Origin of the sequence: uncultured Ferrovibrio sp., assembly GCF_937960835.1 — a bacterium.
Lineage (GTDB): Bacteria > Pseudomonadota > Alphaproteobacteria > Ferrovibrionales > Ferrovibrionaceae > Ferrovibrio.
This window is the reverse complement of the sequence record NZ_CALGPC010000020.1, coordinates 34550-57719: the sequence shown is the minus strand read 5'-3', so window position 1 is coordinate 57719 and position 23170 is coordinate 34550. Positions and strand designations below refer to the sequence as shown.

The 23170-nt window shown below is 63.0% G+C and carries 21 protein-coding genes; 8 read left to right on the top strand and 13 right to left on the bottom strand.

Annotation, left to right across the window (positions count from 1 at the left end; translation table 11 throughout):
- Positions 1-3 precede the first annotated feature (3 nt).
- A complete protein-coding gene (locus Q0603_RS18530) occupies positions 4-585 on the top strand; it encodes a PAS domain-containing protein (protein ID WP_298728499.1) in 582 nt (193 codons plus the stop codon).
- Here Q0603_RS18530 and Q0603_RS18525 read toward each other — a convergent pair whose 3' ends face one another.
- Positions 586-2397 carry an ATP-binding cassette domain-containing protein gene (locus tag Q0603_RS18525; RefSeq protein ID WP_298728496.1) on the bottom strand — a complete coding sequence of 604 codons (1812 nt, stop codon included), beginning with the start codon at positions 2395-2397 and terminating at the stop codon, positions 586-588.
- 244 nt (positions 2398-2641) lie between these two features.
- Here Q0603_RS18525 and Q0603_RS18520 point away from each other — a divergent pair, with 244 nt between their 5' ends.
- Together Q0603_RS18520 and Q0603_RS18515 are read left to right on the top strand one after the other, a co-directional pair.
- A complete protein-coding gene (locus tag Q0603_RS18520; protein WP_298728494.1) occupies positions 2642-4531 on the top strand; it encodes a methyl-accepting chemotaxis protein in 1890 nt (629 codons plus the stop codon).
- 77 nt (positions 4532-4608) lie between these two features.
- Positions 4609-4998, top strand: coding sequence for an MAPEG family protein (locus tag Q0603_RS18515; protein ID WP_298728492.1), 390 nt, complete (start codon positions 4609-4611; stop codon positions 4996-4998).
- 3 nt (positions 4999-5001) lie between these two features.
- On the opposite strand, the gene Q0603_RS18510 is transcribed toward Q0603_RS18515, so the two are convergent.
- From Q0603_RS18510 to Q0603_RS18480, 7 genes are all read right to left on the bottom strand, one after another.
- Positions 5002-5325 (bottom strand): hypothetical protein, encoded by a 324-nt coding sequence (locus Q0603_RS18510; RefSeq protein ID WP_298728491.1) that lies wholly within the window; start codon positions 5323-5325, stop codon positions 5002-5004.
- Between the two features lie 11 nt (positions 5326-5336).
- Positions 5337-5732 carry a hypothetical protein gene (locus Q0603_RS18505; RefSeq protein ID WP_298728489.1) on the bottom strand — a complete coding sequence of 132 codons (396 nt, stop codon included), beginning with the start codon at positions 5730-5732 and terminating at the stop codon, positions 5337-5339.
- Positions 5733-5942: 210 nt separating this feature from the next.
- Positions 5943-10478, bottom strand: a complete 4536-nt coding sequence (gltB, locus tag Q0603_RS18500; protein WP_298728778.1) for a glutamate synthase large subunit — start codon at positions 10476-10478, stop codon at positions 5943-5945.
- A gap of 22 nt (positions 10479-10500) precedes the next feature.
- Positions 10501-11952, bottom strand: coding sequence for an NAD(P)-dependent oxidoreductase (locus Q0603_RS18495; RefSeq protein ID WP_298728487.1), 1452 nt, complete (start codon positions 11950-11952; stop codon positions 10501-10503).
- A gap of 283 nt (positions 11953-12235) precedes the next feature.
- Positions 12236-12586: an antibiotic biosynthesis monooxygenase gene (locus Q0603_RS18490; protein ID WP_298728486.1), complete on the bottom strand. Its 351-nt coding sequence runs from the start codon at positions 12584-12586 to the stop codon at positions 12236-12238.
- Complete coding sequence (locus Q0603_RS18485) at positions 12583-13761, bottom strand: cytochrome P450 (RefSeq protein WP_298728485.1); 1179 nt, start codon at positions 13759-13761, stop codon at positions 12583-12585. The genes Q0603_RS18490 and Q0603_RS18485 overlap by 4 nt, the downstream gene beginning before the upstream one ends.
- A 100-nt stretch (positions 13762-13861) precedes the next feature.
- A complete protein-coding gene (locus Q0603_RS18480; protein ID WP_298728483.1) occupies positions 13862-15043 on the bottom strand; it encodes an acyltransferase family protein in 1182 nt (393 codons plus the stop codon).
- A 109-nt stretch (positions 15044-15152) separates the two neighbouring features.
- On the opposite strand from Q0603_RS18480, the gene Q0603_RS18475 reads away from it, so the two are divergent.
- A complete protein-coding gene (locus tag Q0603_RS18475; protein WP_298728481.1) occupies positions 15153-16037 on the top strand; it encodes a LytTR family DNA-binding domain-containing protein in 885 nt (294 codons plus the stop codon).
- Between the two features lie 375 nt (positions 16038-16412).
- Here the strand turns inward: Q0603_RS18475 and Q0603_RS18470 are convergent, their stop codons facing one another.
- The 3 genes from Q0603_RS18470 to Q0603_RS18460 are packed head-to-tail and all read right to left on the bottom strand — an operon-like array spanning position 16413 to position 17503.
- On the bottom strand, positions 16413-16715 hold the full coding sequence (locus Q0603_RS18470; protein ID WP_298728479.1) for a DNA-binding transcriptional regulator: 303 nt from the start codon (positions 16713-16715) through the stop codon (positions 16413-16415).
- On the bottom strand, positions 16712-17086 hold the full coding sequence (locus Q0603_RS18465) for a type II toxin-antitoxin system RelE/ParE family toxin (protein WP_298728477.1): 375 nt from the start codon (positions 17084-17086) through the stop codon (positions 16712-16714). The genes Q0603_RS18470 and Q0603_RS18465 overlap by 4 nt, the downstream gene beginning before the upstream one ends.
- Before the next feature lie 36 nt (positions 17087-17122).
- Positions 17123-17503 (bottom strand): hypothetical protein, encoded by a 381-nt coding sequence (locus Q0603_RS18460; RefSeq protein WP_298728475.1) that lies wholly within the window; start codon positions 17501-17503, stop codon positions 17123-17125.
- Positions 17504-17884: 381 nt separating this feature from the next.
- Between Q0603_RS18460 and Q0603_RS18455 the strand changes: the two genes are divergently transcribed.
- Together Q0603_RS18455 and Q0603_RS18450 are read left to right on the top strand one after the other, a co-directional pair.
- The gene (locus Q0603_RS18455; protein WP_298728474.1) at positions 17885-18142 is read left to right on the top strand and encodes a hypothetical protein; all 258 of its coding nucleotides are present in this window, start codon (positions 17885-17887) and stop codon (positions 18140-18142) included.
- 93 nt (positions 18143-18235) lie between these two features.
- Positions 18236-18454, top strand: a complete 219-nt coding sequence (locus Q0603_RS18450) for a hypothetical protein (RefSeq protein ID WP_298728472.1) — start codon at positions 18236-18238, stop codon at positions 18452-18454.
- On the opposite strand, the gene Q0603_RS18445 is transcribed toward Q0603_RS18450, so the two are convergent.
- Complete coding sequence (locus Q0603_RS18445) at positions 18451-19416, bottom strand: complex I NDUFA9 subunit family protein (protein ID WP_298728470.1); 966 nt, start codon at positions 19414-19416, stop codon at positions 18451-18453. The two genes, Q0603_RS18450 and Q0603_RS18445, sit on opposite strands and share 4 nt — an antisense overlap.
- Positions 19417-19550: 134 nt before the next feature.
- Between Q0603_RS18445 and Q0603_RS18440 the strand changes: the two genes are divergently transcribed.
- Positions 19551-19742: a superinfection immunity protein gene (locus Q0603_RS18440; RefSeq protein WP_298728468.1), complete on the top strand. Its 192-nt coding sequence runs from the start codon at positions 19551-19553 to the stop codon at positions 19740-19742.
- 6 nt (positions 19743-19748) lie between these two features.
- On the opposite strand, the gene Q0603_RS18435 is transcribed toward Q0603_RS18440, so the two are convergent.
- Positions 19749-21188 carry a CHAD domain-containing protein gene (locus Q0603_RS18435; protein WP_298728466.1) on the bottom strand — a complete coding sequence of 480 codons (1440 nt, stop codon included), beginning with the start codon at positions 21186-21188 and terminating at the stop codon, positions 19749-19751.
- Between the two features lie 379 nt (positions 21189-21567).
- On the opposite strand from Q0603_RS18435, the gene Q0603_RS18430 reads away from it, so the two are divergent.
- Positions 21568-23169, top strand: a complete 1602-nt coding sequence (locus tag Q0603_RS18430; RefSeq protein ID WP_298728464.1) for a carbon-nitrogen hydrolase family protein — start codon at positions 21568-21570, stop codon at positions 23167-23169.
- Position 23170: the final 1 nt, after the last annotated feature.

Below are 23170 nucleotides of genomic sequence, written 5' to 3'. Positions count from 1 at the left end.
CTCATGGCCCTGGTTGATACCTTGCCTGCTCCGCTATCTGCTCCTAGCCGCCGCTTCTTCGCCGTTTGGGACGGCTGGCGCCGTGGCCGCCGGTTGCCCGAACGTGCCGACATCAATCTCGAAGCCTTCGGTGATGCGAAGGAAGGCTGTTTCCTCGTTGAGGTGCGCAGCCGGGATTCCATCCCGATCCTCTATGCCGGTCCGCTGATCCAGCGTTACGCCGGCTTCGATCTCACCGGCTACAATTATCTTGATCTGACCATGCGCGAGAACCGCGCCTTCCGCGCCGCGCTGACCATCGAGCAGCTGGAGCAGCCCTGCGGCTTCATGCTGTATTACTGGCTGCGCCATCCAAGCGGCAGCATCGTGCCGCTGGAATGGGTCGGCGCGCCGATTTGCGAAACCGGCGCCGAGAAGCCGACCCTGATCCTCTCCTGCGCCGTGCCGCTGACCAAGGCGGAAGCCTCCGGCCCTGTCGATCCGGATTCCTATCTGATCGCCGACGGGATGCGCTTCATCGATCTCGGCTTCGGCATCCCGGCGATCGTTCCCTCGGCGCCGCAGCGACTCTTGAATCTGGAGTGATCAGCCCTCCAGTTCCTCGCGCAGGATTTCCAGCTCCAGCCACTGCTCTTCCGCCGCCGCAAGGTCGGCTTCGGCCTGCGCCAGGCCCTTGGTTGCAGCGTCGAACTTCGCCGGATCCCGGCTGAAAAGCTGCGGATCGGCCAAAGCCGCCTGATGCCTGGCGATTGCAGCGCGCAGCTCATCCATCTTTTTCGGCAAAGTTTCCAGCGCGTGCTTTTCCTTGAAGCTGAGTTTGCGCTTCGGCGCCGGCTTCGCGGCAGGTGGCGGCGCGGACTTCGCCTCAGCTTCAGTCTTCTTCTGCGCCGGCGCGGCCTTGGCCTTCACTCCTTCGCCGCGCTGGGCGACCATGTCGGAATAGCCGCCGGCATAGAGCAGCCACTTGCCCGCCCCTTCAAAGGCAAGGACGGAGGTACAGACGCGATCGAGGAAATCGCGGTCATGGCTGACCAGCAGCACGGTACCGGGATAGTCGCTCAACATTTCCTGCAACAGATCGAGCGTTTCCAGATCAAGATCGTTGGTCGGCTCGTCCAGCACCAGCACGTTCGACGGCTTGGCCAGAGCACGCGCCAGCATCAGGCGGCCGCGCTCGCCACCGGAGAGCACGCGCACAGGCGTGCGCGCCTGTTCGGGCGAGAAGAGAAAATCCTTCATGTAGCTCATCACATGGCGCGGCTGGCCATTGATGGTGACCTTGTCGCTGCCGCCGGCGAGCGCGTATTGCAGCGTCATGTCGGGATCGAGCGCCTCGCGCTTCTGATCGAGCGTCACCAGTTCGAGATTGACGCCCAGCCGGATGCTGCCGCTGTCTGGCTTGAGCTGTCCGGTGAGGATGTTCAGCAGCGTGGTCTTGCCCGCGCCGTTCGGACCGACGATGCCAAGCCGGTCGCCGCGCTGCACCTTCAGGCTGACATCCTGCAGCACGAGCTGATCGCCATAAGATTTCGAAATCCCCTTCGCCTCGACGATCAGCTTCGAAGAGGTTTCGGCCTCACTGACCGTCAGCGTGACATTGCCGGCGACCTTGCGCTGTTCACGGCGCTGCTTGCGCAGATCCATCAGCGCCCGCACGCGGCCCATATTGCGCTTGCGCCGGGCCGAGATGCCGTGCCGCAGCCAGTCGGTCTCGGCGGCGATCTTGCGATCCAGCTTGTGGCGCTCGGTTTCTTCCTGCTCAAGCAAGGCGTCGCGCCAATCCTCGAATGCCGCAAAGCCCTGGTCCAGGCGGCGCGTGTTGCCGCGGTCGAGCCAGATCGTGGCGCGGGTAAGGTTGCTTAAGAAACGCCGGTCATGGCTGATCAGCACGAGCGCCGAACGGATGCGCTGCAGCTCGCCTTCCAGCCATTCGATGGCCGGCAGATCGAGATGGTTGGTCGGCTCGTCCAGCAGCAGGATGTCCGGCTCGGGCGCCAGCACACGGGCAAGGGCCGCGCGGCGCGCCTCGCCGCCGGACAGCTGCTTCGGGCTCTCGTTGCCGGTCAGGCCGAGCGCTTCCAGCAAGGTCCGTGCCCGGTGCGGATCGTCACCCGGCGCCAGCCCGTCAAGCACATAGGACAGGGTGTCGCTGAAGCCGGAGAGATCCGGCTCCTGTGGCAGGTAGCGCATGGTCACGCCGCTTTGCACCACGCGCTCGCCGCTTTCCGGCTGCACCATGCCGGCGGCGACTTTCAGGAGCGTGGATTTGCCCGAGCCGTTGCGGCCGACCAGGCAGAGCCGGTCGCCTTCCGAAACCGACAGTTCCGCCGCATCCAGCAGCGGCGTGCCACCAAAGGTGAGGTGGATGTTACGCAGAATCAGAAACGGGGGTGCCATGGCAATCCTCAATCAGGCCAGCGTGATAGCAACCTCCGCCAGCAGCGGGAAGCACCGGGGGCGGCTGGTCGCGAGGAGAGAGCGCCCGCCAATGGTCCGCACACGTCATCATGATTTTGTATTTATTCATTTCTATCTGTGGTTGCCATTCGATAACGGATCTACCTTAAGCTGCACATTCCTCCGTTACTCCGCCCCAAAACCCAGGCTTTCCCAGCGGTATTCCCAAGGAGGGGATAGTGTGATGAAGAACCTGCGTCTGGCGCCCCGCTTCTGGATCATTGTCGTGATCGGCGTGATCGGCCTTTTTCTGATGGGCGCGCTGGGGCTTTGGCGTCTGCACGGCGTTCTGCTCGAAGACCGCATGATCAAGACGCGCCAGCTCACCGAGGTGGCCCATAGCGTGATCGCGCGCTATCACGCCCGCGTCCAGGCCGGCGAATTGAGCGAAGCCGATGCCAAGCGGCTGGCGCTCGCCGACCTCGAAGTCATGCGTTACGACGAAAAGGAATATTTCTGGGTCAACGACATGGGCCCGGCGATGGTGATGCATCCCTTCGCCAAGCAGCTCAACGGCACGGATCTGCGCGAAAACAAGGACCCGAACGGCAAACGCCTGTTCGTCGAGATGGTCGATGTCGTGAAGAAGGATGGCGCCGGCTATGTCGATTATCTCTGGCCCAAGCCCGGCCTTGATCATCCCGTGCCGAAGATTTCCTATGTGAAGGGCTTCGCGCCCTGGGGCTGGATCGTCGGCACCGGCATCTACATCGACGACGTGGATGCGATCTTCCGTGAGCAGCTGATCGTCAATGGCGTCATCATCGGCGTCGGCATTCTGCTGCTGGTCGGCTTAAGCTGGGTGATGATGCGCAGCATCGGCATTCCGCTGAAGGCTCTGACAGACACGCTGGGCCGTCTGGCCAAGCGCGACTGGCAGGCCGAGGTGGAAGGCCAGGACCGCGGCGACGAGGTGGGCGACATCGCCCGCGCCGTGGCCGTGCTGAAGGAAAACAGCGTCGCGGCCGACCGCCTGCAGGCCGAAATCGAGGCCGAGCGCAAACGCAACGAAGAAAACCGCGCCGCCCAGGAAGCGACGCTGGACCGCGCCATCGGCCAGGTGGTGGCAGCGGCTTGCGCCGGGCAGCTCGATCAGCGCATCGACACCTCGGCACTGGCCGGTGTGACGGCAAAGATCGGCAACCAGATGAACAGCCTGCTGGATACGCTGAGCGAAGCGATTGCCAATGTGAAGGCCACCGTGGCCGCTTTGGCCAAAGGCGATCTGCGCAGCCGCATGCAGGGTCAGTATCAGGGTGTGTTCGCCGAACTGCAAGCCGACCTGAACGGCATGGCCGATACGCTGACCGGCGTGGTGCTCAACATCACGCAAGCCGTGGAGGCGCAGAGCAGCGCAGCAGCGGAGATTTCAGCCGGCAGCCAGGATCTCGCCGGCCGCACCGAGCAGCAGGCGGCAGCGCTGGAGCAGACCGCCGCCTCGATGCATGAAGTCACCACCACGGTGAAGCAGAATGCCGACAATGCGCAGGCCGCCAACCAACTGGCGATGGCCGCGCGCGATACCGCCGAGAAGGGCGGCAGCGTGGTGCAGGAAGCCGTCCAGGCAGTGACTCAGATTGAGGAAAGCGCGCAGAAGATTTCCGACATCGTCTCGCTGATCGACGAAATCGCCTTCCAGACCAACCTGCTGGCGCTCAATGCCAGCGTGGAAGCCGCGCGTGCGGGTGAAGCCGGCAAGGGCTTCGCCGTCGTCGCCCAGGAAGTGCGCGCGCTGGCGCAGCGCTCAGCCAATGCGTCGAAGGAGATCAAGGCTCTGATCACGGAGTCGAACCAGCAGGTGAAAACCGGCGCCGCATTGGTCAATCAGGCAGGCGTGGCGCTGACCGAGATTGTCACTGCGATCAAGAAGGTAAGCGACATTGTCGCCGAGATCGCCGCTGCCAGCCGCGAGCAGGCCACCGGCCTGGAAGAGGTCAATATCGCGGTCGGCAATATGGACGAAATGACGCAGCGCAACGGCGCCCTGGTCGAGCAGACCTCGGCTTCGGCCCAGTCGCTGTCGAGCCAGGCGCGCCAACTGTCGCAGCTAGTCGCTTTCTTCCGCACCGCTTAAGCCTTACAGCCTGGCTGGTCAAAAGCCCGGCTTTGGGGGAACATGGCAGGCAACGGCAACCAGGACCGGAGCCTGCCATGACCGTCGACCTGAAAATGCTGATCGCCAGCGCGGTACTGACCGTGCTGCTGGCCCTGCCATACACTGTGGGTTTCCTGTTCACGCGCGGCCTGTTCGTGATGGCCGGCAACCGCGAGGATTTCCCGCCCGGCAAAGGCTGGATCGGGCGAGCGCATCGCGCCCATCTCAACATGGTGGAGAATATGGTGCCCTTCGCGGCGCTCGTGCTGGCGGCAGCGGCGAGCGGCCGGATGGATGCCTGGACGGCGCTTGGCGCTCAGGTCTTCTTCTACAGCCGGGTCGTGCATGCCGTGGTTTACACGCTTGGCATCCCGTGGCTGCGCACGCTCGCCTATCTGGGCGGCCTGGCCGGCATGGCGATGATCGCCTATGCGCTGATCCGTTGAAGATCAGTCGATCTTCACACGGCAGCTTTCGCCGACTTGTACGTCTGCATTCCTTGCCGGCACCGAGAGGCGGCATTTCAGCCGCCTCTGGGCCGCTTTGGGATTCTCGGAAATCTCAACCATGATGCCCTCGGGCTTGCGCGGCACATAGCAGTAGCGCTCGCCCGGCTTCAGCCCGTAGCGCGCATCGACCGGCATCGGCTGGCCGCCGGAATGGATGTCGATGGGATGCTTGCCGGCATTGACGACGCAGAAGGCGAAAGCTGGGCTGGCGGTGAATGCCGCCAGCAGCGTGACAACGGCAATCGTCAGAACCCCGTCCCGCATAATGCCAATCGTTACAGCTTCGCCGTCGTGCAACTGGCCTGCGCCGGCGTGCCGGTGACGCGCAGCACCTGACCGTTCTTCACGGTCGCCTGGCAGACCTGGCGCGTGGCGCCGCCTGCAGGCTGCGCCTGCACGGAGATCTGGTAACCTGACGGCGACGGGTTGTCCTTGCAGAAGGTCACGCAGCAGGCATTCTGCCCGGCCGGCAACTGCACCTTGGTTGCGGCCTTGCCCGCCTTGATCTCTGCCGTCAGCGGCGCACCCGGAAATTCGTTGACGATGCAGAAGGCCGGGCGCTGCAGCGGCTGGCTGGATTGCTGGGCCCAGCCTGGCGCGATTGAAACGATGACGCCGACGGCCAAAGCGGCGGAAGCCATCAGAAGGCTTTGGGAAACAGGGGAAGCCATTGTTATGTCTCCTTTGGCGCCGCTTCGTATCGCAACGGCGGCCTAGCGTACAAAGCTAAAGCCCCGGCGTCAGCCGACCAGCTTAGTGCAGCATTGTCGCTGCATAAATGGTAGTGCAGCAAAAACGCCGCCGGTCAGGCCGTAAAACCTGCGCCGACGGCGTTTCCGCTTCCCTGGGCCGGCCGGCTGAACGGCCGGAACCAGATAGGATCAGGCTTTCGCGGCCGCGACGGCGGGCGCGTCCGACAGCGGATGCTCCAGCCGCGAGACCATTTCCTTTGGGCAGACCTGCCAGAATTTCGTGCGGGCGGTCTCCCAATCCGCAAAGAGGTTGTTGGCGAAGACCGAATGGGTCTCGCGCACATGCTCTTCGATCATGCCGCGCAGCACGCCTTCCCAGTAGCTGGAGGCCAGCCGCTGGTAGACCACGCTTTCGTCGTTGATCGCGATCGGCAGCAGCTCGTCGGGATCGTAGACGAAGGCCATGCCGCCGGTCATGCCGGCGGCGAAGTTGTCGCCGACATTGCCCAGGATGGCGACGCAGCCGCCGGTCATGTATTCGCAGCCATTCGAGCCGCAGCCTTCGATCACCGCAATCGCGCCCGAATTGCGCACCGCGAAACGCTCGCCCGCCTGGCCGGCCGCAAAAAGCTTGCCGCCGGTAGCGCCGTAGAGCACCGTGTTGCCGATGATGGTGTTTTCGTTGGTCCTGGCCATCAGCGGCGAAGACGGCGACGGCCGGACCACGATCATGCCGCCCGACAGGCCCTTGCCGACATAGTCGTTGGCATCGCCGAAGACTTCGAGCTTCAGACCCTGGACGGCGAAGGCGCCGAGCGACTGGCCGGCCGAGCCGGTAAGACGCACGGTGATATGGCCCGGCTTGAGTCCCTTCATGCCGAACTTGCGCACCAGATGCGACGACAGCCGCGTGCCGATGGCGCGATGCGTGTTCCGGATGTTGTAGGCGAGCTGCATCTTCTCGCCATGGCTGAAGACCGGCGCCGCATCGTCGAGCATCTGCGCGTCCAGCGTATCCGGCACCTCGTTACGGCCTTCCAGCGTGCAATAGCGCGCATAGCCGCCGGCATCGGCCTGGGCGAGAATCGGGTTGAGATCCAGGTCGTCGAGATGCGCCCAGCCGCGGCTGACCTGGGTCAGCAGGTCGGTGCGGCCGATCACCTCTTCCAGCGACCGCACGCCGAGGCTGGCGAGAATCTCGCGCACCTCTTCGGCGATGAAGCTGAACAGGTTGACCACCTTCTCCGGCGTGCCGGTGAACTTCTTGCGCAGGGCTTCGTTCTGCGTGCAGATGCCGACCGGGCAGGTATTGGAATGGCACTGGCGCACCATGATGCAGCCCATCGCCACCAGCGCCGCCGTGCCGATGCCGTATTCCTCGGCGCCGAGCATCGCGGCGATGACGATGTCGCGGCCCGATTTCAGGCCGCCATCGGTACGCAGCTTCACGCGATGCCGCAGCTTGTTCAGCGTCAGCACCTGATTGACTTCCGACAGGCCCATTTCCCAGGGCGTGCCCGCATACTTCACCGAGGTCTGCGGCGACGCGCCGGTGCCGCCGACATGGCCCGACACCAGGATGACGTCGGCCTTCGCCTTGGCGACGCCGGCGGCAATGGTGCCGATGCCCGCCTCGGAGACCAGCTTCACGCAGACCTGCGCATCCGGGTTGATCTGCTTCAGATCGTAGATGAGCTGCGCCAGATCCTCGATCGAGTAGATGTCGTGATGCGGCGGCGGCGAGATCAGCGTCACGCCCGGCGTCGCATGGCGGCGCTTGGCGATCAGCTCGGTGACCTTGAAGCCGGGCAGCTGGCCGCCCTCGCCGGGCTTGGCGCCCTGCGCGACCTTGATCTCCAGCTCACGGCAATTGTTCAGATATTCCGCGGTGACGCCGAAGCGGCCGGAGGCAACCTGCTTGATCGCCGAATTGGCGTTGTCGCCATTGGGACGTGGCTTGAAATTCTCCGGCGCCTCGCCGCCTTCGCCGGAATCCGACTTGGCGCCGATGCGGTTCATCGCGATGGTCAGCGTCTCATGCGCTTCAGGCCCGAGCGCGCCGAGCGACATGCCCGGGGTGATGAAGCGCTTGCGGATCTCGGTGACGCTTTCGACCTGTTCGATCGGGATCGCCTCGCCGGCCGGCTTGATCTCCAGGAGATCGCGCACGGAGATCGGCGGCAGGTCGCGCAGACCGGCAGTGTACTTCTTGAACAGCGCGTAATTCTCGGTGGCGACCGCCGTCTGCATCATATGGATGAGATTGGCTTCCCAGGCATGCGCCTCGCCGCCGCGGCGATACTTGTAGATGCCGCCGACCGGCAGAGCGAGCACATCCGAGCGGAAGGCCTTCTTGTGCAGTTCCAGAACCTTCTTCTGGATACCCAAAAGACCGATACCGGAAATGCGCGACGGCATGCCGGGGAAGAGATCGGCCACCAGGGAGCGCGACAGGCCGAGCGCCTCGAAATTGTAGCCGCCGCGATAGCTCGAGATCACCGAGATGCCCATCTTGGACATGATCTTGAGCAGGCCGCCATCGACGGCCTCCTTGAAGCGGCTGATCGCCTCTTCCGCGCTGAGCTTGCCCAGCAGCCCGCGGTTGACGCGGTCGATCAGGCAGGCTTCGGCCAGATAGGCGTTCACCGTGGTGGCGCCGACCCCGATCAGCACGGCGAAGTAATGCACATCCAGGCATTCGCCGGAGCGCACGGTGAGCGAGGTGAAGGTGCGCAGGCCCTGGCGCACCAGATGGCTGTGCACCGCGCCGGTGGCGAGGATCATCGGGATCGCCGCGCGGCTGTCGGAGATGTCCTCATCCGTCAGCACGATATGGGCGGCGCCGCCGCGCACGGCATTCTCGGCTTCGGTGCGGATGCGCTTTAAGGCATCGCGCAGCGCACCGGGATTGGACTCATCGGCAGGGAAGGTGCAGTCGATGCGGGCGGTGGTCTTTTCCGCATACTTCATCACCTTCGCCAGATCGGCGTTCGACAGGACCGGGCTTTCCAGCAGCAGGATGTGAACCTGATGCGCGTCCTCGTCCAGCACGTTGGTCAGGTTGCCCATGCGGGTGCGCAGCGACATCACGCGCTTCTCGCGCAGGCTGTCGATGGGCGGGTTGGTGACCTGGCTGAACTGCTGGCGGAAGAAATGATGCAGGCCGCGATACTGCTCGGACAGCACGGCAATCGGCGTGTCGTCGCCCATCGAGCCGACCGCTTCCTTGGCGTCCTCGGCCATCGGATGCAGGATCAGCTCCATATCCTCCAGCGTCAGGCCGAAGGCAAGCTGGCGGCGGCGCAGCTCGTCGCGGGTGAAGTCGCGCGCAACGCTTGGCGCATCCTTGATCTTGTCGAGCGTGACGATGTTCTTGACCCACTCGCCGTAAGGATGCTCGGCGGCGAGGCGATCCTTGATCTCGCGGTCGTTGAACATGCGGCCCTTCTTGAGGTCGACCGCGATCATCTCGCCCGGACCGACGCGGCCCTTCTTGACCACCTTGTGCTCGGGCACCGGCACCATGCCGGTTTCGGAGCCGACGATCAGCAGATTGTCGGTGGTGATCGTGTAGCGCATCGGACGCAGGCCGTTGCGATCCATGCCCGCGATGGCCCAGCGGCCGTCGGTGGCGCAGATCGCCGCCGGGCCGTCCCAAGGCTCCATGATCGAGTTGCAGTAGGAATACAGATCGCGATGCGCCTGCGGCATCAGCGGCTTGTTGGATGCGCTTTCCGGAATCAGCAGCGTCTTCACCATCGGCGCGGTGCGGCCGGCGCGCACCAGCACCTCGAAGACGGCGTCCAGCGCGGCGGAATCGGACGAGCCTGACTGCACGATCGGCTTGATGTCGTCGGAGAGATCGCCGAAGGCTTCAGAAGCCATCTTGATCTCGTGGCTCTTCATCCAGTTGACGTTGCCGCGCAGCGTGTTGATCTCGCCGTTATGGGCGAGCATGCGGAAGGGCTGCGCCAGACGCCAGGTCGGGAAGGTGTTGGTGGAATAGCGCTGGTGATAGATCGCAAAAGTCGAGACGAAACGCTCGTCCTTCAGATCGGGATAGAAATTGTCGAGCTGTTCGGCCAGGAACATGCCCTTGTAGATCACCGAACGGCAGCTCAGCGAGCAGATGTAGAATTCGCTGATATGCGCGGCCAGCGCCTGCTTCTCGATGCGGCGGCGAATCAGGAAGAGATCGCGCTCGAAATCATGATCATCCTTGCCGAGCCGGTTCTCGACCAGCACCTGCTCGATTTCGGGCCGCGTCGCATTGGCCTTCTCGCCGATGATGGTGGCATCCACCGGCACCTGGCGCCAGCCATAGATGCCGTAGCCGAAATCGAGGATCGCGGTTTCGACGATGGTGCGGCAGGTTTCCTGCGCGGCGAGGTCGGTCTTGGGCAGGAAGACCATGCCGAGGCCGAGCTTGCCCTCGCCCGGCTCGAAACCGGTCTTGCGCACATATTCGCGGAAGAAGTCCTGCGGAATCTGGACATGGATGCCGGCGCCGTCGCCGGTCTTGCCATCGGCATCCACCGCGCCGCGATGCCACAGGGCCTTCAGCGCATTGATGCCGGCCGCCACCACGCTGCGGCGCGGCTGGCCATCCAGCGAGGCGATCAGGCCGACACCGCAGGCGTCATGCTCTTCCTCCGGCCGGTACATGCCGGCCTCGGAGAGGCGCTTGGTCTCGTCCTGCCATTGCTCGACGTAGGTCTTCAGCATGTCGGTCATGGTCGGACTCCTCTCACTCTGCCGCGGCGGCAGCGGCCGGCTGAGCGGCCTTGGCCTGGATGTATTGATGGATCGCGTCGGCGCAGTCGCGGCCATCGCGGATGGCCCAGACGACGAGGCTGGCGCCGCGCACGATATCGCCGGCGGCAAAGACGCCCGGGATATTGGTCATCTTGCTGCGGCCGCCGATCTTCACGGTGCCCCAGCGGGTGACTTCCAGGTTCGGCGCCTTGAAATGCTGCGGCAGGTCTTCCGGATCGAAGCCCAGCGCCTTGACGACGAGATCGGCCGGCTGGTCGAAATCGGCGCCTTCGATCTCCACCGGCATCTGGCGGCCGGAGGCATCGGCGGGGCCGAGCTTCATGCGGCCGGCATGAACGGCCGTGACCTTGCCTTCGCCGCGGAAGCTTTTCGGCAGGCTGAGCCAGACGAACTCGACACCCTCTTCCTCGGCATTCTTCACTTCACGCATCGAGCCCGGCATGTTCGCCTTGTCGCGGCGATAGAGGCAATGCACCGACGTGGCACCCTGGCGGATCGCCGTGCGCACGCAATCCATCGCGGTATCGCCACCGCCGATGACGACGACGCGTTTGCCCTTGGCATTCAGCGCGCCGTTTTCAAATTCCGCCACCTTGTCGCCAAGGCCATGCTTGTTGGAGGCGGTGAGATAGGTCATCGCCGGCACGATATTGCCAAGGCCCGAGCCCGGCGCCTGGATGTCGCGCGCCTTGTAGACGCCGGTGGCGATCAGCACGGCATCGTGCTTCTTGCGCAGCTCGTCCAACGTGGCGTCGCGGCCGACCTCGAAATTGAGATGGAACTGCACACCCGCTTCGGCCAGCAGCTTGGAGCGGCGCTCGACGACGTCCTTCTCCAGCTTGAAATTCGGAATGCCGTAGATCAGCAGGCCGCCGGGACGGTCGTAGCGGTCATAGACATGCACCTGATAGCCAAGCCGGCGCAGCTTGTCGGCGGCCGCCAGGCCCGCCGGACCGGCGCCGATGATGCCGATGCTTTCGCTGCGCTCCTTCGCCACCGGCTTGGGCGCCTTCACCCAGCCCGAGGCCCAGGCGGTTTCGGTGATGTATTTCTCGATCGCGCCGATGGTGACGGTGCCATGGCCCGACTGCTCGATGACGCAGTTGCCTTCGCAAAGGCGGTCCTGCGGGCAGATGCGGCCACAGACTTCGGGGAAGGTGTTGGTCGCCGAGGACAGCTCGTAGGCTTCCTCAAGGCGGCCCTCGGCGGTCATGCGCAGCCAGTCGGGGATATTGTTGTGCAGCGGACAATGGACCTGGCAGAAGGGCACGCCGCATTGCGAGCAGCGCGAGGCCTGCTCGGCCGCCTTCTGGGCGGCGAATTCCCGATAGATCTCGTCGAAATCGTTGGCGCGTTCCTCGGCCCTGCGCTTCTCCGGCATCGCCTGCGGGGTCTGCACGAATTTCAACATCTTCTCGGCCATGACGCGCGCTCCTCGGGACCAGCGGTTCCGCAGCGGGACTTCCTGCTGGCGAAAGTAGGACCCCAGAGCGACTGGAAAGGACCGCGGCCGGGGCGGAGGGCTACTTTTATTGTTCGAAGCCCCGGCTAGCAAGCAAATTTTTGTCGATAGGTCACGTTTGTTGACCTTTAATTTTATTTCGCGGTCGTTTTAAAGAGCAGGGGGCTAGAGAAGCGGGTTTAAGGAGTCTAAATGGGACCGATTTGGAACTAATTGTTCTATAAATCGCTGAATCTTAACGATTTCAGTTTTGGCTGTGCGCAAGCCGGCTGTCTTCGGGCGCCTCTCCCCGCTCCTGCAGGCTGTAATCGCGCAGTACGCTGGCAACCCGAAGGCGGTAGTCGGCGAAGAGGCAGGCGCGACCGGCAGTCTGGGCGGCGCGATGTTCGGCCAGGTTACGCCAGGCCATTACTGTCGCCTTGTCGCGGAAGAAGGAGAGCGAAAGGATCTTGCCCGGATTGCTCAGGCTCTCGAACCGCTCGACCGAAATGAAGCCGTCGATCTGCTCCAGCTTCGGCCGCAGGCTGGCGGCGATGTCGAGATAGGCCTGGCGGCGGCCCTCGGCGGGGATCACCTCGAAGATCACGGCAATCATGATGTCACCTCCCTAAACAGCGTCTCGTCCTTGAACATCGGAATACGGGCATTGACCGACGGGCGATAGGCCGCAGGCGTCGGCAGCTTCCTTAAATCGAGACCGCCATCCAGCAACGCCTCGGTGGCAGCGGCGGCGGACGCCATCGCGATCCGCTCGCCCGGGCAGGCATGCTGGCCGCGGCCGAAGATGAACAGGCGGCGCGGATTGCGGCCGAGCAGAAAGCGGTCCGGCTCGGCATTCGTGGCCGGATCGCGATTGGCGGCTGCCAGCACGACCAGGATCGCATCGCCGGCTTTCACCGATTGATCCAGGATCATGCCATCTTCGGCAACGAAACGCCGCGTATTCTGGATCGGCGCATCATGGCGCAGGACTTCCAGGATGAAATCGGGCAGCAGGGCGCGATCGTTTATGATGGCACGGCAGAGATCCGCATTGGCATGCAAGGCAAGAAGTGCATTGCCGATCAGCCCGGCAGTTGCATCGTAGCTTTGCATCAGCAGGCCGATGGCATTGGCGGTCACCGCATCGGGACGATCAATGGCTGCATCCTGAAGCCGCCACAGCAATCCGTCGCAAAGACTGGGATCGCGGCTGGCCAGCAAAGCCTCAAACATCCGGCGCAGCTCTGTTACAGCATCGTTTGCCTGCCGCACCGCCTGCGGCGTTGCGTTGGGGGCGACGCCGCGCACGAAGACGCCGGTCCATGCGGCAACTTTTATGCGCAGCCGCTCCGGAATCCCGAGCAAGGCCGCCACCGTATGAACCGGCAGGGCGAAAAGAAAATCATCAAGACTGAGCGCGCCGTCCTTCAGCATGGCGCGCGCGCAGTACCAGGCCTGTCCGGCGATGTAGTCCTGTTGCAGCGGTGAAAGAACGGAAAGGATCGCCTGCTTGATGGCGGCCTGATCCGGTCCATCGGTCATGCGCGCAAGCCGGCCGAAGATCTGCTCTGCCGCGCCGCCACGCAAGCCGTGCGGGATTGGCTCAGCCGGTGGACGCACGCGGCATAAAGGCGACTGCAGCACCGCCTCCACCGCTTCGGCCGAACTCGCGATCCAGAGATTGAGCGCAGGGTCGAAGTGGAACGGCCGCTTTCGTATCAGCTCGGCGTAATAGGGGTAGGGATCGGGATGGGTGACGGCGGCGACGGGATCGGACGGGAGATCCATGGCATTTCAAGCTGAGAATAGACGACGCAGATTGTTGACCCGCGCAATCTAATCCACCTGATCGCTGCGATGTTTCGGTCGCGGCCGAAATATTCAATGCCTACTGCGCGCTGGCACGCCGCAGCCGCACCATTGGCACCTCGGTCCGCAGGCCAAAAAGCGGCCGCAGCCAGCCGATCCGCTTGACGATCTCATAGCCGGCGACGCAGCCGATCGTGGTGACGGCAATCAGCAGCAGGGCTTCGCCTCCAGCCGTCAGTTCAAGGGGACGAAGATGATGCCCTGCCACGACGATGATCGTCTGATGCAGGATGTAGAAGGGAAACACCGCATCGGTGAGATAGCGGCGCGCGGGGCCATCGCGATTGAGCCAGCGCCGCGCAAAACCCAGCAGCATGACGATCCAGACCCACTGATCCAGCGCCCAGACCGCATCGCGCAGCATCCGCCAGGGAATGCCGCTCTGCGGCAGGCCTTGCCAGTTCAGCATCAGCACCACGAGCGCCGCATAGCAGACCACCGCCAGAAGGAGCGCAACATGGCGCAGCCGGTCGATCGCGGCCCAGACCGGCTCGGCCTTGGCGATGCCATAGCCGAACAGGAAGACGCTGAAATAGACCGCGTGCAGATACCAGTCATCCAGCAGTGCATGGGTCTGGCCAAAAACCGGCCGCAAGGTGATCCGCAAAAGGATGAGCAAAGCCGCCGGCCACAGGATCACGCCCCAGCCTGTGAACGGAGCCACGAACCAGGCAGGCGCTTTCCTCAGCCAAGGCTGCAGAAGGATGATCACCATCGTGTAGACCCAGAGATAGGCGACGAACCACAGATGGTTCCAGGTCGGCACGATCAGCAGATTGCCATCGGGGCGCCAGCCATCGAAGCCGGTGGCGTATCTGGCATAGAAGGCAAGCCAGCCTTCACCATAGGACAGTTTTTCGACGATCTCGTAATAGGTCTGCGGCGGCACGATCACAGCCATGCCGAAGACAAGCGGCAGCAGCAGACGCCAGGACCGCAAAGCGGCCAGGCGGCCCGAAGACGTGCGATCCGCCATGTAGCGCGTGGCGATGCCGGCGATCAGAAACAGCAGGGTCAGGCGCCAGGGACTGCTCAGCAGCATCAGCGGTTGAATCGCCGGGCCGGCATACTGGCTTTTGACATGCCAGTCCCATGTGACGAAAAACATGCCGATGTGGTAAAGGATCAGCAGGCCGAAGGCGATGATCCGCAGCCAGTCGAGATCATAACGCCGTTGCGATTTACTCGGGGCGACAGCCATGACGGTCTCCTCTTCCACCTGACCTGCGACCCGATCTGCCACCGATGACAGTACAAGGAAATCGCGCAGGGACCAGCCGCAGGCAGGCTGCCACAAATGGCGGAGGGCCATGAACGGACCTGGGACGAATGGCGGATCGGAAGTGACGAATGGCGGCGCGGAAAACCGCCTTCGCTTCCGGTTTCCGCCCTGGCTCTGGGTGGCTTATGCCTGTGTCCTGATCGCCGTTTCGGCTGTCATCGGCTCATCCTACTGGCTGGAGGCAAGACGCTTCGGCGCCGAGCTGCCGGCCTGGCGCGTTGTCGTCGATGAAGCGACCAGCATCACCGTCGTCTTCCTCATCACGCCGCTCGTCTTTTCCTGGGCCGAGCGGCTGCATCCGCGCCGGATCGGCTGGCTGAAAACCGGCCTTGGCCATCTCGCCGGTCTCGTTGCCTTCAGTGCTGCCCATATCGGTGGCATGACCCTGCTGCGTGTTCTCGTCTATCCGATGTTCGGCGGCAGCTACGGCATCGACTGGTCCAATCTTCCCATCGGGCTTTTTTATGAAGGCCGCAAGGATGCGCTCGCCTATATCGGAATGGTGATCGGCGCCCGGCTGCTGGCCAAGGCCTTGCGCAAGCCGGCGATCAAGGTCGTGCCAGCGCCCGCATCATCACCTGCCACACCTCGCCGGATCGAAATCCGTGACGGCGCGCGGCGCATCTGGGTGGAGCCCGATGAGATTCTATGGATTGAGGCCGCCGGCAATTATGTCGAGCTGCATCTGGCCGGCCGCAGCCTGTTGCAGCGGCAGACTCTCTCGGCGCTGGAAAACGAACTGGCGGATCTCGGCTTCGTGCGCATCCATCGCTCGCGGCTGGTCAACCGCAAGCATGTGCGCGCCACCGCCAGCAATGACAGTGGCGATTTCACCGTCACCTTGAGCGACGGACGCCAGATCGCCGGCGGCCGCCGATGGCGCGATGCAATTACCGACGAACCGACTGGTTAACGCTGTCGGCACTTAGGTGCCAGCTGATATACCACCTTGAATCTATAGAGGCGGCAGCGTCACGTCTGGCATGCTCTTCTAACTCACCAGATGATACTTTTATGTGATTGTACTTAGTCGCACCACCTGAGAGCTTTGCCCGGGAAAGGTACTCCCTTGGCTGGTTCGTTATCTTTCGCATCAACCCTCCTGTTCCTGCAAGGAGGATTTGATCCGAAATGAGCGAGCAGAGCCCACCAAATCGGTTGAATCGCGATCTGGTTCAGCAAGTTAGCTGCATCTGAACTTGGATTGCTGAGATTCTCGATTGCTCGCCAAAAATGCAAAGGGCTCGACCGACCGGCCGAGCCCTTAATTCACTCAAATCCGCGAGACTCAGGTGAGCGCTTCTAGACCCTTCCGGTCAATGAGATCGAGAAGCTTTGCAGCTGCGCCGCTCGGCTTTTTGGTCCCCTGTTCCCAAGCAGCCACAGTCGATTTGCGGACATTCATGAAGGCACCGAACACAGCCTGGCTGGCCTTCACCTTGCGCCGAATTTTCGTCACCTGGGTACTGGTGAATTCTGGGACCGGCGGCAGGCAGAGGGCATCGAACTCGCGCATGGTGAGATCGCTCATGCCCCCAGAGGCATGCAGACCGCGAGCAGTTTCATGAACTGCCTTCAGGATCTTGCTCATTTCTCCACCTCCATCAATTCGCCGTCTTTCAACCACTTTGCCAGGACCGCATCAGTGGAACCTATCAACACATCACCCAACTTATGCAGGGCTTTTAATTCTCTCTCGCCGATATTCTCTCGCTCGTTCTTGTCGAATCCGAACAGAAAGAAAATCTTCGCCCCTTGCCGGTATGCCATGATCGTGCGGTAGCTTCCGCGCTTCCCATGTCCAGGCTTTGCCACTCGCTTCTTGATCAGAAAGCCGCCGAGATTCGCCTCGTATAAGCCATCTTCGACCTCCTGAACCGCCACCTTCAGCATCTTATTGGTGACGCCTTCTTTGCGGCACCACTTATTGAAGTGACGGCTCTTGAAGATCCTGATAGCCATATGTATTACTCCGTTGCATACTACGCAAGAGTATAGTTAGCCAAAATGGATGACAAATACCGCGATGGAATTTAGCGGTTTTTCACCGGATTTTCGATAAATTTTCAGATGACCGCGAACATTGCCAGGCCTTCCGAATCCTCGACGCTCTCGTTTGCCAGATTTGCAGGAAGACTGCCGGTAGCGAATGCAAATTAGCAGGGCTTCCGACCTGACTCCCATCGACCTTCCACCGCGGAAATATGGCCGCTTGGCCATAACATGTTCGGCTGGTACGTGAAGGCGGATATGGCCGATGACCAGGTCGCCGAATGGTGGAGTGAGGCCCTGGAAGCCAACCACAACAAGGAACGCCAGTTGAAGCTGGCGCGCGCCATCCTTGATCGCTGCCCTGAGCAACATTGGCGAACTGACCATCGTCGGATACTGCTGCGATTCCCTGCCCGAGCGCCTGGTAATTCCACGACAGGCGGTCCTTATCGGCACCCGCGTTTGGGCGAAGGCGCTCAGCGGTGAAATCGAGGTCCACTGGTGGAAGGAACTGGGGACGCGGAACTATATGCGAGCGATTGCCACATATGCGGCCACGCTACGCGAAGCTGGTATTCATGCCGATGCAGATCGCTGCTTTGCCAAGTCTAACTGGATGGAGCGTGGCGGTCACCTCACTCAGGAGAATACTTCTTTTCAGTGTGCGGAGTCCAAACAAGCACACCCCAAAACGGATGCCGCTCCGCGTCAGATTTACATCGTCATAAGCCAGGCAATAACATCCGGGGTCCGAGGTTCCGAGGAATAATGACACTGACAGAAGCAATCGAGCGCTATGATCAGATTTCCGACTGTTTCATCGATGTCGAAGCGGAAGAACTGAATCCGAAGCCCGGCGGGATTGGATGGGGCGTCTGGAAGTTCGATGATCGCCATCCGGACATGGATTTCGAGTGGCGGGCGGTGAATAGATGGTCCTTGATCGAATCCGGGAAAATCATCGACTGGCAGACGCGCTTCAGCCGCTCACGGCGCTTCACCGCCACCAGCGGCCGTGGCTTGTAGTCCGAGGCGTACATCAGGATCTCGCGGACCTCCGTGGGGCCGTTGAAGCGACCATCCAGGCTACGCAATGCCTTGTGCAGGCCGGAGATCTTGTTGGAGTTCCTCGCGCTTGCGATCGCGTTCCGCCAGCTCAGTGAAATGGCTGTCGCTCTTGGCCCGCAGGGCCGCAATAATGGCTTGGTCGTCCGGTATTTCCTCGTCCGGGGTGGAGAGGAAAGGATAACTTTTCTCACGCCGCTAGTTTGGTGGCGTTTGCTCGCTCATTTCGAAAAATTCTATCAAAACTATTTTCGTTGCGCATTAGGTGATTAGCTGAAGCGCGGCTGGAAGCGGCCGCCGCCGCGGCGATAGTGGTAGAGATAGCTTTCGATGATGCCCTCAACCGGCACCGGATGATCGATGCCAAGATCGGCCAGGGTCTTCGCGCCGGCGCTGACCACGTTGTCCGACTTCAGCAGCTCGATCTGATCGCGCGTGATCGGCGGCGCGAAAAGCGGCTGCAATTCCATCAGCAAGGCAGCAGGCTTGAGCAGCGCGCCGGGGACCGGCAGCAGCAGGCGCTTCTTCTTGATCTCGGCCAGCGTCAGCTCCATCAGCTCCTTGAAGCTGTAGACCTTCGGGCCGCCGATCTCATAGGTCTGGCCGGCAGCGGCGGGATCGAACAGCGCGCGCACGATGGCTTCCGCCACATCGCCCACATAGACCGGCTGCATCCTGGTGTGGCCGCCATCGACCAGCGGCAGGACCGGCGAAATGCCGGCCAGGCGGGCGAAGCGGTTGAAGAAGTCATCCTCGGGCCCGAAGATCACCGAGGGACGGATAATGGCGGCCTGCGGCATATGGCGGCGCACACCGGCCTCGCCGGCCGCCTTGGCCTTGGCATAGCCCGAGCGGCTTTCCGCATCGGCGCCGATGGCCGAAACCTGAACCATATGCTGAATGCCGGCTTCCTTGGCGCAGAGCGCGACGATCTCGGCGCCACGGCCGACGACGGTGCTGAATTTCTGCGGGCCGCGCTCATAGAGGATGCCGACCAGATTGATCACCGCATCGGCGCCGGTCAGCGCCGACTGCACCGAACGCGGCACCCGCACATTCGCCTGCACGATATCGATCTGGCCGACCGCGCCCATCGGCTTGAGGAACAGTCCCTCATCGGGACGGCGGATCGCCACCCGGACCCGGGCGCCTTGCTGCACCAGGCGCTTGACCACGTAGCGGCCGACGAAGCCGGAACCGCCGAACACGGTGACGAGCTTGGTGTGGAGCGACATGACCCTGTTTCCCTGCCTAAAACGCCAGATGGCCGGACTATACCCATTTCCCGGCCCCAGCCAATGCTTTGCCAGCCAAGGGCTTACAAAACCAGGGGGCTTACAAAACCAGGCCATCCGCTTAAGCTGCGCCCATGGGTGCCGGATTTCCAACCTTGGTCGGCCTGCTGTTGGTGGCGACCGTATACTTTCTGCCCAGCCTGCTGGCCTGGCGGCGGGCCCATCCCTGGCGGCAGAAAATCCTGCTGGCCAATGCCGCCACCGGCTGGACCTTGCTCGGCTGGATCATCTGCATGGTGTTGAGCCTGCGCCAGCCGCGCCGCTGAGCCGGCCTAGTCTTCCAGCTCATCCTTCCAGAAGGGTTTGGTTTCGGTAAAGGCCTCCCAGGCCTCGCCCAGATGGCCAAGCTGCAGTTCCTGCCGTCCGGCGAACCAGGCGATGATGGCGGCTGCCGCCGGATCCCGGTCCGGCGGGCCGAGCACGTCGCGCGTCAGCTCGGCGCCGACCGCAGCGTCGTTCAGCGCGCCGAGGCAATCCTGCAGTTCGGCCAGGGCGGCAAGGAATTTACGCGTCTGCTTGCGCGCAAAAAGCGGGCGGAAGAATTCCGCCGCATAGCGCAGCTTCTTGGTGCGGATGCGCAGCCGGTGCAGCGCCTCGGTATCCAGGCTTTCATGCCGCTTGCCGAGTTTCTTCACCTTCTTGCGCCGGTGTTGCAGCACGCTGGCCGCAAAGCGCGCGGCAGGCAGGCTGGCCCGGGCCTGCAGATCCTCGTCGCCGGTTTCGGCGATCCGCTGCTCCAGGCTGTCGAGGCAGGCGGCGAATTGCAGCCGCCAGGCAGCGCAGCGCGACGAGCGCAGCGCAAAATCCAGCGCCTGCTGCGCCGCCTGCCGGCGGTCTTCGATCACCGTGGTGAGATCCTTCAGCCCCCTGGCGGCGGAATCCGCGCGGCCAAGCGGAGCAAGCGTCTCCGACAGGAAAACGTCCAGATCGCGCTTGCGCCCCAGCGGCGCATTGAGCCAGCGCAGATCCTCCAGCAACGGCGCGACCATCTTGTCCGGCAGGATTGGCGCGAAGACATCCAGCGCAGAGCGCAGACGCCGCAAGGCCACGCGCATCTGATGCACGCCTTCGATATCCTGATTGCGCAGCACCGGCAGCAGATTGGCATCGAACTGTGCCAGGCAATGCCGGGCGACAGCGGCGAAGGCCGCGCTGGCTGTTGGATCTTCTGGCATCGCAAAGGCAACTTGCCCCGCGCGCTGCGGCGCGGGCCGATAGAGATCCAGGTCCGAAGCCGCGGCCAGCAGCGGCAAAGTGCCATGCCATTGCACCGGCAGATCGCGCGCAAGCGCGGCCGCCAGCGCGCTCAGCGGCGCCGCACCGCCATCCTGAGCCCGTAATGCGATTTCCTCAAAACCCGCCTCTGACTTGCGGTGTTGCAGCCGCACCGCGACGAACTGCACCTCCAGGGCATAGCCATCGTATTCCACCTGAACCGTCGCGATGTCGGCGCGGCCTTCGGCCAGCAGTTGCAGCGCGGCCTCGGCCGGCTCGTTTGCTGCGGCGCCGGTCGGCAGCACCTCGCGGCGGACGGAAGCACCCTCTTCCACGCTCAGGCAAAGCCAGTTCGGCCGCGCCGGATCGCCCAAGAGGCGCAGAATCTGTTCGCTGCGGCGCGGCCGCTGCTGCGCAACCAGGAGGGGATGACGCCGGGCCTGCCGCAGGCCATCGGCCGCAAGGCCCAGGCGCAGCATGGCGGGCGTTTCGCTCATGGCTGGGGACTTTATCGGAGGCTCAGGAAAATAGTCAATCAACTCAGTTATTTACGATTGTTACAGTTCTGCGAAATCGAGCACGGTTAAGCTGGCTGCCTCAATTCCGCCCCTTTTGGCTGCGTATAGTTGCCTAACTTAAACAGGCATCCAGTCAGCAGGCCTGTTCGGGCCGCTCGGTCTTCCCCTCCCCCCGGGACCTGCCGAGCGGCCCACCTCCTCTCCGCGTCCTTTCACAGCGCCTTTCACTGCGCCTGTCCCGCGCCGCCATCTCTTTTCGGCTCTGTCCGCATGTTTGCGACGGCACAGGTTTGCGACGCACGGGCGCGTGGCGCGTTTTCTTCCGGCAGCTCGAAAACACAGAAACAGCGAGGCCGCCATGGCAGAAGCGATCGCAGATCAGAAAGACAGGACCAAAGGCGCTGCCCGGGCGAAGCTGGTATTGCGCAACGCCACGCATGGCGACATTCCGGCAATCCGCGCGCTGACCGCACGGGCCTATGCCGCGCTCGGCAGCGACGGCGCCTATTCCGAGGCGCAATTGCGCGGCCATCAGCATCATTTCCCCGAGGGGCAGTTCGTCGCCGTCTATGAGGATGTCATCGTCGGCTATTGCGCCACGTTCCGCATCTCGGAGGATCTCGCGCTCAAGCCGCATGACTGGGAGACGATTACCGGCCGCGGCTATGCCTCGCGCCACGATCCGGCGGGCGAGTATCTCTATGGCATGGAGGTCTGCGTCGATCCCCAATACCGGGGCCTGCGTATCGGCCAGCGGCTCTACAATGCGCGCAAGCAGCTCTGCCAGCGCCTGCATCTGAAAGGCATCGTCTTCGGCGGCCGACTGCCGGGACTGAACCGGCGCTGGACGCAGGTCGGCTCGCCCGAGCGCTATGTCGAACTGGTGCGCGAAGGCCGGCTGCGCGATCCGGTGATGAATTTCCAGCTGCGCAACGGCTTCGAACCTGTCGGCCTGCTGCGCGGCTATCTCGGCTCCGATCATGAATCGCGCGGCTATGCCACCCATATGCTGTGGCGCAACCCGCAAGTCGTCGAAGAAGGCCCTCTGGTCGCCGCGCCGGCCCTGCCGCGCCTCAGCCTGGTGCGGGTCGCCTGCGTGCAGTATCAGCAGCGCGCCGTGGCCTCGTTCGAGGAATTCGCGCGGCAGGTGGAATATTTCGTCGATGCGGTCGCCGATTACAAAGCCGATTTCGTCGTCTTTCCCGAACTCTTCACCCTGCAGCTTCTTTCGATCGAGAACCGCCAGGTGCCGCCGGCCGAAGCGGTTGCTGCACTGACGGCCTATACCGAGCAGATCAAGGCTTTGTTCAGCGAACTGGCCGTCAGCTACAACATCAACATCATTGGCGGCAGCCATCCCCATCGCGACAGCAGCGACGGACAGGTCTACAACACCTGCTATGTCTGCCTGCGCGATGGCGCGATCCACGAGCAGCGCAAGCTGCACCCCACGCCGAACGAGCGCTACTGGTGGAACATCACCGGCGGCAGCACGATGAATGCCATCCCCACCGATTGCGGTCTGATCGGCGTGACGATCTGCTATGATGCGGAATTCCCGGAAACCGCGCGGCATCTGGTCGACCAGGGCGCGCAGATCCTGTTCATCCCCTTCTGCACGGACGAGCGGCAGAGCTATCTGCGCGTGCGCTACTCCGCTCAGGCCCGTGCGGTGGAGAACCAGTGCTATGTGGCGATGGCCGGCAATGTCGGCAATCTGCCGAATGTCGAGAATATGGATATCCAGTATGCCCAGAGCTGCGTGCTGACGCCATGCGACTTTTCGTTTGCCCGCGACGGCATCGCCGCCGACACCACGCCTAATGTGGAGATGGTGGCGATTGCCGATCTGCAGCTCGACAATCTTGCGGCGGCGCGTCAGGCCGGCACGGTGCGCAATCTGAAGGACCGGCGCTTCGACCTTTACACCGTGAACTGGAAGGATGCGCGGCCGGGCTAGA